Raw genomic sequence first — 11870 nt, forward strand, 5'->3', positions numbered from 1 at the left:
CGGATGCGAAAAGCCCGCCGGAAGGCGGGCTTTTCGTTGCCAGGCATGGCGGTCAGCCGGCTTACATCACCGTGCTGGCGCGCTGCTGGACCTGCGCGGCACGCAGGGCGGCGATGCGCTCGGGCAGCGGCGGGTGGCTGAGGAACAGCTTCTTCAGGCCCTGCCCCATGCCACCGGCGATGCCGAAGGCCTCCACCTGCGCCGGCAGCGTGCTGGTGCTGTGGTTGGCCTGCAGACGCTCCAGCGCGGCGATCATCTTCTGCCGGCCGGCCAGCGTGGCGCCGCCATGGTCAGCGCGGAACTCGCGGCGACGCGAGAACCACATCGCGATCATCGTGGCGAACAGGCCCAGCACCATCTCCAGCGCGAACACGATGATGTAGTAGGCGAAGCCGCGGCTGTTGCCCTCGCGGTTGCCCGACAGGTAGCTGTCGATCACGCCGCCGACCACGCGCGCTAGCACGATCACGAAGGTGTTCAGCACGCCCTGCAGCAGGGCCATGGTCACCATGTCGCCGTTGGCGACGTGGCTGACCTCGTGGCCCAGCACGGCCTCGGCCTCGTCGCGGCTCATCTGCCGCAGCAGGCCCGTGGACACGGCCACCAGCGCGTTGTTGCGGTTGGCGCCGGTGGCGAAGGCGTTGATCTCCGGCGCCTCGTACACGGCCACCTCGGGCATGCCGATGCCGGCGGCCTGGGCCTGGCGGCGCACGGTCTCCAGCAGCCACTGCTCGGCCTCGTTGCGCGGGGTTTCGATCACCATCGCGCCGGTGGCGCGCTTGGCCATCCACTTGGACATCAGCAGCGAGATGATCGAGCCGCCGAAGCCGAACAGCGCGGCCATCACCAGCAGGCCGGCCATGCTGGCCGAATTGACCCCAAGCAGGGACATCACAACGCTGGCCAGGGCCAGCACGGCCAGGTTGGTCAGCAGGAACAATGCGATGCGGGTAAACACGGTCGACTCCAGGGAAAAAGGAATGAGGGGGAACGAGATGAATCTTGTGGACGCCCCGGTTTGACTTCAAGCTGCCGGCTGACCGGTTGTTCAGCGATTGCGCGTCGATTTCGTCAATGTCATCAAGCTCCTACCGCGGCCGCTTCGCGCCCTCGCCCACCGGCCCGCTGCACGCCGGCTCGCTGCTGGCGGCGTTCGGCAGCTGGCTGCTGGCACGCCACGCCGGCGGGCAGTGGTGGGTGCGGATCGAGGACCTGGACCCACCGCGCGAAGTTCCCGGCGCCGCGCACTCACAGCTGCAACTGCTGGAAAAACTCAGCCTGCGCAGCGATGGACCGGTGCGCTGGCAGCACACGCGAGGAGATGCCTACGCTGTCGCGCTCGAGCGCCTGCTGTCGCGCGGGCTGGCCTTCGAATGCCACTGCAGCCGCGCCGACCTGGCCGCCACCGGTGGGGTCCACCACCGGTGCGTCGCCCGGGCCCGGCGGCCTGATCCGGCCATCCGGCTGCGCGTACCCGGTGACTGCATTGTCACCTTCGACGACGGCCTGCAGGGCCCGCAGCGCCAGGAAGTCGGGCGCGTGGTCGGCGACTTCGTCCTGCGCCGCGCCGACGGACCCTGGGCCTACCAGCTGGCGGTGGTGGTGGACGACGCGGACCAGGGCATGACCGATATCGTGCGCGGCGCCGACCTGCTGGACTCCACGCCGCGCCAGATCCTGCTGCAGCGGGCGCTGGGCCTGCCCACGCCGCGCTACCTGCACCTGCCGGTGCTGCTGGATGCCCACGGGCACAAGCTGTCCAAATCCGAAGGCGCGCAGGCCCTGGACGCCGGTGACCTGCTGCCCGCGCTGCGTTCGGCTTGGGTCCAGCTGGGCCAGGCGGCGCGCGTGCTGGCAGGTGCCGATACGGTGGACACGCTGCTGCATGCGGCGCAGCATGGCTTCGACCCCGCGCGCTTGCCCGCTTCGGCGGGAATCCATGCTGCGCCGCACAACAAACATGCTGCAGGTGCTGACTAGAATCGCCGGCCCCTTGCCTCCTTAGATGCACTTCTCCATGACTCCTCGCGTTGCACTGGTTACCGGCGGGACCGGCGGCATCGGCACGGCCATCTGCCGCAAGCTGGCGGGTCTGGGCCATCGGGTGGCCACCAACTACCGCGACCCGGTGCGCGCCCGCACCTGGCAGCAGCGCATGGCCGACGAGGGCGTGGACATCGCCCTGGTGCAGGGCGACGTGCGTTATCCCGAGCAGGCGCAGGCCATGGTCGATGAGGTCACCGCGACGCTGGGGCCGGTCGACATCCTGATCAACAACGCCGGCATCACCCGCGACACCACCTTCCACAAGATGGACGCGGCGCAGTGGAACGAGGTGATCGACACCAACTTGTCCTCGGTGTTCAACATGACCCGGCCGGTGATCGCCGGCATGCGCGCCCGGCGCTGGGGCCGGATCGTGCAGATCAGCTCGATCAACGGCCAGAAGGGCCAATACGGCCAGGCCAACTACGCCGCGGCCAAGGCCGGCATGCATGGCTTCACCATCTCCCTGGCGCAGGAGAGCGCGCAGTTCGGCGTCACCGTCAACACCGTCTCGCCCGGCTACATCGCCACCGAGATGGTGATGGCCGTGCCCGAGGAGATCCGCAACAAGATCGTGGCCCAGATCCCCACCGGCCGTCTGGGTTCGCCCGAGGACATCGCCTACGCGGTGGCCTTTTTCGTGGCCGAGGAGGCGGCCTGGATCACCGGCGCCAACCTGTCGGCCAACGGTGGTCAGTACATGGGCTGGTGAGTCCGACCAGGGTGCCCGGCGCGTGCCCGGGCGGCCTCGCCCGACAGTGCCACTCCACACCCCAAACGCTCCCAAAGTATGGTTGCGCCGCAAAAAACCCGGGCGCATGCTCCGCGCACATTGATTGAGGTGACTGCTCCATGGCTGCGATCCGGATCATCAAGAAGTACCCCAACCGTCGTCTCTACGACACCGAAATCTCCAGCTACATCACCATCGAGGATGTGCGCCAGCTCATCGTCGATGGCGAAGAGTTCGAAGTGCGCGATGCCAAGAGCGGTGAGGACCTGACCCGCCTGGTGCTGCTGCAGATCATCAGCGACCAGGAGCAGGACGGCGAGCCGCTGCTGTCCACCCAACTGCTCAGCCAGATCATCCGTTTCTACGGCGATTCGCTGCAGGGCTTCATGGGCAACTACCTCGAGCGCTCGATGCAGATGTTCATGGACCAGCAGGCGCAGTTCCGCCAGCAGATGGGCAACCTGCTGGGGCAGACGCCGTGGGCGATGATGAACCAGCTCACCGAGCGCAACCTGGAGATCTGGCAGGACTTCCAGCGCAATCTCACCAGCGGCCTGAGCCGTGGCCCTACGCGTCCGAGTTCCACGCCCGGCACGGGCGGCAGCAACGGGGCGAAGGATGGCCCGACGACGCGCGAGAGCTCCAGCAAGTCCACGCGTCGCTGAGCGCGGCGTTTTTCCGCGGCGAAGCGGCCGATCCGCTTCGACCCACCGACGCCCCGGCCTGGCCCCGCGGCGTCCGATCCGACCGACGGCGATGGCGCCGGCAATACGGCTCGAGTCATTGGTGCGTCGCGCACTCCCGCAACGCCGACCCTGAGCCAGATTTCTTCAAGCGATAACCAAGCGGCAGGCGCAGCAAGCGCCGTCCGCTCAGGGTGCCTGTACGCATCTCCGCGTTCGGTCAGGCAGGTGTCCGGCACAGATCGCGGCCCCAAGACAGACGCGATTGTGAGCATTGAGCGACACCCTCGGCATTGCCCTGCTCCACGCCATGCTGCGCAGCATGGATTGCCGCGCACCGCGGCGACAACAGCCCGCACAGACGGGGCCGCAAGCCTGCGGAGTATCCTTGCGCGCTGTCCTTCATCGATCCTGCATCCATGACTCCACGCATCGCATTGGTGACCGGCGGCATCGGCGGCCTGGGGACGGCGATCTGCCGCGCCCTGACCGAGGCCGGCCACACCGTCATCGCCACCGACCTGCCGGCCGAGCCTGCGCGCCTTAAGGCCTTCCAGGCGGCCACCGACGGGCGCGTGGCCTTCGAACCGGCCGATGTCGGCGACGATGCGCAATGCGCGCAGCTGATCGCCCGCGTCCAGGCCACGCACGGCGCGCTGGACATCCTGGTCAACAATGCCGGCATCACCCGCGATGCGACCCTGCGCAAGATGGACCTGGCGCAGTGGAACGCGGTCCTGCAGGTCAATCTGACCAGCGCCTTCCAGCTGTGCCACCACGTCATCGCCGGCATGGTCGAGCGCGGCCACGGCCGCATCGTCAACATCAGCTCGGTCAGCGGCCAGACCGGCAACTTCGGCCAGGCCAACTACGCGGCGGCCAAGGCCGGCCTGCATGGGTTGACCATGTCGCTGGCGCGCGAGGTCGGCTCCAAGGGCGTCACCGTCAACAGCGTGTCCCCGGGTTATGTGCGCACGCCGATGACGGCGGCCATGCCGGCCGAGGTCCTGCAGCGCACCACGGGCCTGGTGCCGGTAGGCCGGCTGGGCGAGCCGGAGGACATCGCCCGCGCGGTGCGCTTCCTGGCCGAGGACGCGGCCGGTTACATCACCGGCGCCAACCTGCCGGTCAACGGCGGGCTGTACATGGGCTTCTGAAGACGCGCTACAGCGGCTGGTCGCTCGCCGGCTGGCCGCTGCAGTAGCGGGCGCGGAACTGTTCGGCCTCGGGCATCAGCTGCTGCAGGCGAGCGATGCGGTTGGACGGGTCGGGGTGGGTAGAGGCGAACTCCGGCGGACGCTCGCCGCCGCCCAGCTGGGACATGCGCTCCCACAGCGGGATCGCCTGCTGCGGGTCGTAACAGGCCGCCGCGGCCAGCATCAGGCCGACCTCATCGGCCTGGGATTCGTGGTTGCGGCCGTACGGCAGCACCACGCCGTACTGCACGCCGGCGCCCAGCGCGGCCATGGTCTGCTGGTCCATGCCGGACATGCCGGCGGCCACCTGCCCCATCTGCACCAGCTTCTGCTGGGCCATGCGCTGGGAGCTGTGGCGCAGCAGCGCATGGGCGATCTCATGCCCCATCACCACCGCCAGTGCATCGCGCGTCTGAGCGATCGGGAACAGCCCGGTGTAGACGGCGATCTTGCCGCCCGGCAGGCAGAACGCATTGGCCTCGTCCGAGCGCAGCACGCTGACTTGCCAGTCGTAGCCGGACAGGTCCGGCACCGGCTGGTCGTGCTGCTTGGCCAGGTCGGCCGCCACCTGCGGCACGCGTGCGATCAGGCGCTGGGCGATGGTCGCCACTTCCTGGCTGGTCGGGTCGCTGGCCGGCAGCAGCGCGCCCTGCTGGCGCGCCTCGCCCAGCACCTGCTGGTAGGCCTGCACGCCGAGCTCGGATTCCTCGCTGGGCGTGGCGCCGTAATGCGCGTCCTGGCCGGTGTAAGGATCGGTCTGACGGCTGGAGATCCACTGAAACGCCGCATAGCCGGCGAACAGCAACAGGATCCACCAGCGGATCCCGAATCCGCGCCGCCGCTGCATGCCCCCATTGCCATAAGCCGCATTCATGCCTTGATCCTTGTCAGATGCCGCGCACCACGCGGAAGCCTACCCGCGCACTGGTCATGTCCGAGTCCTGCGAGGCACGCCACGCCGCCCGTGCCTGCTGCGGCGAGGAGGCCCACCCGCCTCCCCGGATCACCCGGGCCCGGCAGCCGGGATTGAACCACGCCGCGCCGTCGCCCGGCGCACGCCGGAAGCTGGCGTGCCAGCAGTCAGCGACCCACTCGCTGATGTTGCTGCCCACGTCGTACAGCCCCCAGGCGTTCGGCTTGAACGTGGCCACCGGCGCCGGGCCCCACCAGCCGTCGCCGTAGCCGACGAAGGCGTTGCCCCAGTGGCGACCGCTGGGGGAGACGTCGTTGCCGCCGGTCAGGTTGCCTACGCCCGCCGGCGGCGGGGTCGAGTTGCCCCACGAATAACGCCCCTGGCTGCCGGCGCGCAGGATGTATTCGAACTCGGCCTCCGAGGCCAGGCGGTAGGCGTGCCCGGTCTGCTCGGCCAGCCAGTCGGCGTAGGCCTCCGCGTCGCGCACGCTGACGTGCAGCACCGGCATGTCGTCGGCCGCCTTGGCGCCGGCGTAGTCCGACTGCCAATCCACGCCGCTGCGGCGCACGAAGTTGCCGCTGCGCTCGTCGTAGACGATCGAATGCCCGCGCCGCGTCGCCCGCGAACGGTACTGCGTGGCCTGCACGAAGCGCCGGTACTGGCCCACCGTCACCGCCGTGCGCGAGACGGCGAAGCCGCGGTCGAAGCGCACGTAATGCGCCGGCTGCTCGGCCTCGGACGCGCCCGGCTCGTCCTCGTCGGCGCCCATGCGGAAGGCGCCATGCGGCACCACCACCATCACCGGCGTGCGGCCACCGCCGCGCATGGCATCGGTGAAGGACTGGCCGGGCCGGAACAGGCCGTAGTGCGTGGCCAGGTCGATGCGCTGGCGCAGATCGGCGGCCACCGGATCGCCCGGCCGGGCGATACGCAGGGCGGCCTCCAGCTTCTGCCGCGCGTCCTTCAGGCCCAGCGGCGAGACCAGATCGTCCACGCCGGCGTCGCGCAGCGCGGCGATCTGGCGGGTGCGCTCGGCTTCGATGCGCGCATAGCCGTCCTTGACCGTCTGCGCGTCCTGGCGCAGGCCGTTGGCGAAGCCCATCCAGCGGGCGGCCTCGTCGAAGTCGCCGGCGCGCGCGGCGTCCTCGGCGCGGCGGATGAAGGCGCTCTCCGTCGCCGCCATGCCCTGCAAGGCGCGCGGCTGGTCCGGCGCCTGCGCCAGCACGGCGCGGAAGGTGCTCAGCGCGCCGTCCTTGCCCTCCTCGCCCAGCAGGCCCTGGCGCAGCTGGCTCTCGCCGGTGGCATTGAGCCGGGCCAGCTGCTCGGCCAGATCGACCTGCTCCAGATACGGTTCGGCGCGCGGGTCCTGCGCCAGCACGGTGCGCACCACCGCGGCGATGCGCACCGCGCGCGCCAGCGCCTCCGGATCGTCCTGGGCGGCGGCCACCGCACGACGGCCCTGGGCCAGCAGGGCGGTGCCGGCGTTGGCCAGGCCGCGCTTGGCGACGGCGTCGTTGGGATTCAGGCGCAGCAGCGCCAGGTACAGCGGGATGGCATCGCGCGGCTGTTCGAACAGGTCGCCCGCGCGCAGCGCGGCTGCGGCCTCGCGGCGCGCCTGGCGCACCTGGTTCGGTTCCAGCGCCAGCGCGGGCGGCGACCAGTTCAGCGCGGCATCGCCATTGCTGTCGCTGATGGTCACGCTGGGCGTGCGCGCCGGCGTCTGGTCGGCCGCGGGCGCCGGGCTGGCCACAGGCGTGGCCGGCCGCGCGGCGGGCTCGGGCGCGCGGTCGCAGGCTGTCAGCAGCAGCGCCAGCAGCGCCGGGGCGAATCGCCGCAAGGTTCCTCCCGTCATGATCCAAAGGCGGCCGATGGCCGGGGACGTTAGGCTATTGTCGCCCCAACCGCGCCAAGGCGTGTGCAAGCCTGCGCGACGGGGCGCCCCCTGGTTCCCAACCTCGAGACCCGCGTGCCCCTCTGGATCGACACCCCCGACGCGCTGCGAGCGCACCTGCAGCAGCTGCCCGCCTGGGTGGGCCTGGACACCGAATTCATCCGCGAGAAGACCTTCTGGCCGCAACTGGCCCTGGTCCAGATCGCCATCGGCGACACCATCCTGCTGGTCGACCCGCTGGTACCCGGCATGCCGCAGGCCCTGGCGCCACTGCTGTCCGATCCCAGCGTGGTCAAGGTGATGCACAGCGCCAGCGAGGACCTGATCGCGCTGCGCTGCGCCTGCGGCGTGCTGCCCTCGCCCTTGTTCGACACCCAGATCGCCGCGGCGCTGGCCGGCATCGGCGGCGGCATGGGCTACCAGAAGCTGGTGGCGCAGATCACCGGGGTCACCCTGGCCAAGGGCGAGACCCGCTCGGACTGGCTCAAGCGCCCACTCAGCCCCGCGCAGCTCGAATACGCGGCCGACGATGTGGTCCACCTGGGCGCGCTGTACGCGGCGCTGACCGAGAAGCTGCAGGCGCTGGGCCGGCTGGACTGGCTGCAGGCCGATGGTGCGCGGCTGATCGCCCAGGGCGAGGACGATGGCGGCGAGCGCTGGCCGCATCTGGCCCTGCGCAGCGCGCAGTTCCTCGATGCGCCGGCACAGCATCGCCTGCTGCGGCTGCTGCGCTGGCGCGAGGCGCAGGCGCGCGCCAGCGACCGGCCCAAGAGCTGGATTCTGGACAACGAGCTGGCCGTGACCCTGGCGCGCACGCCCATGGCCTCGCGTGAGGCGCTGATCGACTGGCTCGAACGCCAGCCCAAGTCGCCGCGCAAACTGGCCGACGCGCTCTGGCAGGCACTGTCCACGCCGCTGCCGGACGAAGCCGACGCCCCACTGGCCAAGAACGGCGACCAGGACAAGCAGCGCCTGAAGAAGCTGCAGGACGCCGTGGCCGCGCACTCGGCCGCGCTCGGCCTGCCCGACGGCATCCTCGCCTCGCGCCGCTGGCTGGAGGCGCTGATGGAGCACGGCCAGTGGCCGGCCGCGCTGGAAGGCTGGCGCCGCGCCCAGCTCGAACCGGTGCTGGCGCCGTTGCTGGCTTCGCCACGGGCCTGACCACAAGCCCCGTCCGAGGGCGCGAATCCCGCTATCGCGCCGGCAGGCCAGGCGCTACGCTACGACGTCCTCCGGACCGGTCCTTCGCACGCGCGGCCTCGCGCTGCGAACGCGAGCCCGGCGCGGGACGCCCCGTCGCCCGCCTCGGAGAAGCTGATGTCTCGGTTGCACCGTCCTGCCCTGTTCTTCGCCAGCACCACGCTGTTGCTGTCCGCGCTGCTGACCATGCCGACGCTGCTGGCTCAGCAGAAGCCCGAGCCCGATCGCCCCGCGCACTTCGTCGTGCCCGACGACCCGGAGGCGGATTTCGTCCGCCGCGAGGTCGAGATCCCGATGCGCGACGGCGTCAAGCTGCATACCGTCATCCTGGTGCCCAAGGGCGCCCATCGCGCGCCGATGCTGCTCACCCGCACGCCCTACGACGCCGACGGCATGACCACGCTGGCCAAGAGCAACCGCCTGGCCGCCGTGCTGCAGGGCTACGACAACTTCCCCGAGCTGTTCAACAAGCACGGCTACATCCGCGTGGTCCAGGACATCCGCGGCAAGTACGGCTCGGAGGGCGACTACGTCATGAACCGGCCGCAGATCGGCCCGCTCAACGACAGCAACGTCGACCACTCCACCGACACCTGGGACACGGTGGACTGGCTGTCCAAGAACGTGCCCGAGTCCAACGGCAAGGTCGGCATCCTGGGCATCTCCTACGACGGCTTCACCAGCCTGATGGCGCTGTTCCATCCGCATCCGGCGCTGAAGGTGGCCATCCCGATGAACCCGATGGTCGACGGCTGGCGCGGCGACGACTGGTTCCATAACGGCGCCTTCCGCCAGACCAACCTGCCCTACATCTACGAGCAGGAGGCCACGCGCGGCAACACGATCCACTGGATCCAGACCGACGCCGACGACTACGACTTCTACCTCAAGGGCGGCGCGGCCGGCCTGATCGGCAAGCGCCGCGGCATGGACCAGCTCGGCTTCTTCCGCAAGCTGCTGGCGCACCCGTCCTACGATGCCTTCTGGCAGGAACAGGCGGTGGACAAGCTGCTCGCCAAGGAGCCGCTCAGCATTCCGGTGATGCTGGTGCATGGCCTGTGGGACCAGGAAGACATCTACGGCGACATGGCCGTGTACGCGGCGCTGGAACCCAAGGACACGCGCAACGACAAGGTGTTCCTGGTGATGGGCCCGTGGAACCACGGCGGCCAGCGCGAGGACGGCACCCACCTGGGTGCGATCAAGTTCGACACCGACACCGCCGCGAGCTTCCGCCGCGAGGTGCTGCGCCCGTTCCTGGATCACTATCTGATGGACGACGCGCCGCCGATGCAGGTCTCGCCGGTCACCGTCTACCGCACCGGCGAGAACCACTGGGAGCACCTGAAGTCCTGGCCGCAGGGCTGCGCCTCGGGCTGCCGCATCGCCGAGCAGCCGCTGTATCTGAAGGACAACGGCACCGCGGGGTTCGATGCGCAGGCCACCGCCGGCAGCGACGAGTACGTGTCCGATCCGTCCAACCCCGTGCCCTTCCTGCCCCGGCCGCTGCCGGCCACCGGCTACGACGACAACCCGTGGCCGAGCTGGCTGGTCAGCGACCAGCGCCAGGCCGCCGCGCGCCCGGACGTGCTGACCTTCGTCACCGATGTGCTGGACGCGCCGCTGCGCATCAGCGGCACGCCCAAGGTGGACCTGCGCCTGTCCACGACCGGTAGCGACGGCGACTTCGTGGTCAAGCTGGTCGATGTCTACCCCGACGTGGTACCGGACGATCCCAAGCTGGGCGGCTACCAGCTGATGGTCTCGGCCGACATCCTGCGCGGGCGCTACCGCGAGAGCCTGGAGCACCCCAGCGCGATCCCGTCCAACACGACCGTGCCGATCCGCTTCGACCTGCCCGTGGCCAACCACACCTTCCTGCCCGGGCACCGGGTGATGGTGCAGATCCAGTCGAGCTGGTTCCCGCTGTACGACCTCAATCCGCAGACCTTCGTGCCCAATATCTTCCTGGCCCAGCCCAAGGACTACCGCGAGGCCACCATCAGCGTGAAGCTGGGCGGCGCGCAGGCCAGTTCGGTGCTGCTGCCGGTGGTCAGCGGCCTCAAGTGATGCAACACGGCGGCGTCGATTCGACGCCGCCTTGCCCTTGCGCAAGCCGACGCCAGCATCCCTCGCATGTCTTCCGATGTCCCCCCCGAGGCGGCCGCCCGGCCGCTGCGTATCGATCCGGGCCTGCGCCTGGATCAGGACGACCTGAGGATCCTGCAGATCCTCTCGCGCCAGGCGCGCGTGACCAAGTCCACCCTGGCCAGCGAGATCGGCCTGTCGATCACGCCGACCTGGGAGCGCGTGCGCAAGCTCGAGGCCGCCGGCCTGATCCGCGGCTACCGCGCGGTGATCGACTGGCAACGCCTGTTCAAGACCAGCCAGGTGCTGGTGCAGATCGTGCTGGGCCAGCACACCGCCGCCTCGATGCGCACCTTCGCCCAGCGCATGGCCGACGCCCCGGAAGTGGCGTTCTGCTACGCCACCGGCGGCGGCATCGACTACATCGCCATGATCGAGTGCAGCGACATCGCCCAGTACCAGGCCTTCATGGAGCAACTGCTGCGCGAGGACCTGGGAATCGCCCGCTACTCCACCTACGTGGTCACCAAGGCCATCCGCGCCCCGGGCGAGCGTCCCCTGCCCGCCCTGGACCCGCCGCGGCAGGGCTGAGCACCGGCCAGGCGCGTGCCCGGTCCGCCCCAGAACGCCTTCGCGCCGTCGCCTGACGATCGCACGCAGACCGGTTGGCAATCCGCAGGCGCATCGCTAGAATGGCGCTCCCCTTGGGGCCATAGCTCAGCTGGGAGAGCGCGTCGTTCGCAATGACGAGGTCGGGAGTTCGATCCTCCCTGGCTCCACCAAGTTTCCCGTTTGCGTTCATCCGCAAATGTTCGACAAAGGTCTGATTTAAAGGGATTTCCCTGAGAATCAGGCCTTTTTTGTTTGCAGCTTTGGCGCGGCCTCGCCGACTTCGCGTACCAACCCTCGCTGACGCCCAGCAGCCCGTGTCCACGAGGTCGGAGCTGGAAAGTTCATTGGCTGGCCATGGGCCGGGCGCCCCACTAGAACCTGGCCGCTGGGGTGCTGATTGCCATCACGTCTTCCTCGCCGCCACTGCGCCTGGAGGCCACCCAGGCGGACATTCCCGCACATGCGCGCTTGTCCTATAGTCGTCCCGTCTACGCATTGGGGAATGCCG

The 11870-nt window shown here is 69.6% G+C and carries 10 protein-coding genes and 1 tRNA gene; 8 read left to right on the forward strand and 3 right to left on the reverse strand.

Annotated elements, in window-relative coordinates; all coding sequences use genetic code 11:
* Positions 1–61: 61 nt before the first annotated feature.
* Positions 62–958: a protease HtpX gene (htpX, locus tag MWN52_RS10625; protein WP_130518099.1), complete on the reverse strand. Its 897-nt coding sequence runs from the start codon at positions 956–958 to the stop codon at positions 62–64.
* Positions 959–1074: 116 nt separating this feature from the next.
* On the opposite strand from htpX, the gene gluQRS reads away from it, so the two are divergent.
* The 4 genes from gluQRS to phbB (MWN52_RS10645) all read left to right on the forward strand — a co-directional run bounded on the left by gluQRS (position 1075) and on the right by phbB (MWN52_RS10645) (position 4619).
* On the forward strand, positions 1075–1980 hold the full coding sequence (gene gluQRS / locus MWN52_RS10630) for a tRNA glutamyl-Q(34) synthetase GluQRS (RefSeq protein ID WP_286574623.1): 906 nt from the start codon (positions 1075–1077) through the stop codon (positions 1978–1980).
* Between the two features lie 37 nt (positions 1981–2017).
* Complete coding sequence (phbB, locus tag MWN52_RS10635; protein ID WP_286574624.1) at positions 2018–2758, forward strand: acetoacetyl-CoA reductase; 741 nt, start codon at positions 2018–2020, stop codon at positions 2756–2758.
* Between the two features lie 140 nt (positions 2759–2898).
* Complete coding sequence (gene phaR / locus MWN52_RS10640) at positions 2899–3444, forward strand: polyhydroxyalkanoate synthesis repressor PhaR (RefSeq protein WP_286574626.1); 546 nt, start codon at positions 2899–2901, stop codon at positions 3442–3444.
* Positions 3445–3881: 437 nt separating this feature from the next.
* Positions 3882–4619 carry an acetoacetyl-CoA reductase gene (phbB, locus tag MWN52_RS10645; protein WP_286574629.1) on the forward strand — a complete coding sequence of 246 codons (738 nt, stop codon included), beginning with the start codon at positions 3882–3884 and terminating at the stop codon, positions 4617–4619.
* A 7-nt stretch (positions 4620–4626) separates the two neighbouring features.
* Here the strand turns inward: phbB (MWN52_RS10645) and MWN52_RS10650 are convergent, their stop codons facing one another.
* Both MWN52_RS10650 and MWN52_RS10655 read right to left on the reverse strand, forming a co-directional pair.
* Entirely contained in the window at positions 4627–5532 is a 906-nt protein-coding gene (locus MWN52_RS10650) for a M48 family metallopeptidase (RefSeq protein WP_286574630.1), read from the reverse strand.
* A gap of 13 nt (positions 5533–5545) precedes the next feature.
* Entirely contained in the window at positions 5546–7423 is a 1878-nt protein-coding gene (locus MWN52_RS10655) for a formylglycine-generating enzyme family protein (RefSeq protein WP_425608021.1), read from the reverse strand.
* A gap of 114 nt (positions 7424–7537) precedes the next feature.
* Between MWN52_RS10655 and rnd the strand changes: the two genes are divergently transcribed.
* The 4 genes from rnd to MWN52_RS10675 all read left to right on the forward strand — a co-directional run bounded on the left by rnd (position 7538) and on the right by MWN52_RS10675 (position 11532).
* A complete protein-coding gene (gene rnd, locus MWN52_RS10660) occupies positions 7538–8623 on the forward strand; it encodes a ribonuclease D (protein ID WP_286574633.1) in 1086 nt (361 codons plus the stop codon).
* A 156-nt stretch (positions 8624–8779) separates the two neighbouring features.
* Positions 8780–10732, forward strand: a complete 1953-nt coding sequence (locus MWN52_RS10665; RefSeq protein ID WP_286574634.1) for a CocE/NonD family hydrolase — start codon at positions 8780–8782, stop codon at positions 10730–10732.
* 66 nt (positions 10733–10798) lie between these two features.
* Complete coding sequence (locus tag MWN52_RS10670) at positions 10799–11341, forward strand: Lrp/AsnC family transcriptional regulator (RefSeq protein ID WP_286574636.1); 543 nt, start codon at positions 10799–10801, stop codon at positions 11339–11341.
* Positions 11342–11456: 115 nt separating this feature from the next.
* A tRNA-Ala gene (locus tag MWN52_RS10675) sits at positions 11457–11532 on the forward strand.
* Positions 11533–11870: the final 338 nt, after the last annotated feature.

The sequence above is a fragment of the Pseudoxanthomonas winnipegensis genome (assembly GCF_030322905.1).
GTDB classification, from domain to species: domain Bacteria; phylum Pseudomonadota; class Gammaproteobacteria; order Xanthomonadales; family Xanthomonadaceae; genus Pseudoxanthomonas_A; species Pseudoxanthomonas_A winnipegensis.

What these genes read in the sequence shown, in the direction of transcription:
- gluQRS (WP_286574623.1), top strand. Translation starts at nt 1,075, where the DNA reads ATGTCATCAAGCTCCTACCGCGGCCGCTTCGCGCCCTCGCCCACCGGC.
- phbB (WP_286574624.1), top strand. Translation starts at nt 2,018, where the DNA reads ATGACTCCTCGCGTTGCACTGGTTACCGGCGGGACCGGCGGCATCGGC.
- phaR (WP_286574626.1), top strand. Translation starts at nt 2,899, where the DNA reads ATGGCTGCGATCCGGATCATCAAGAAGTACCCCAACCGTCGTCTCTAC.
- phbB (WP_286574629.1), top strand. Translation starts at nt 3,882, where the DNA reads ATGACTCCACGCATCGCATTGGTGACCGGCGGCATCGGCGGCCTGGGG.
- MWN52_RS10650 (WP_286574630.1), bottom strand. Translation starts at nt 5,532, where the DNA reads ATGAATGCGGCTTATGGCAATGGGGGCATGCAGCGGCGGCGCGGATTC.
- MWN52_RS10655 (WP_425608021.1), bottom strand. Translation starts at nt 7,423, where the DNA reads ATGACGGGAGGAACCTTGCGGCGATTCGCCCCGGCGCTGCTGGCGCTG.
- MWN52_RS10665 (WP_286574634.1), top strand. Translation starts at nt 8,780, where the DNA reads ATGTCTCGGTTGCACCGTCCTGCCCTGTTCTTCGCCAGCACCACGCTG.
- MWN52_RS10670 (WP_286574636.1), top strand. Translation starts at nt 10,799, where the DNA reads ATGTCTTCCGATGTCCCCCCCGAGGCGGCCGCCCGGCCGCTGCGTATC.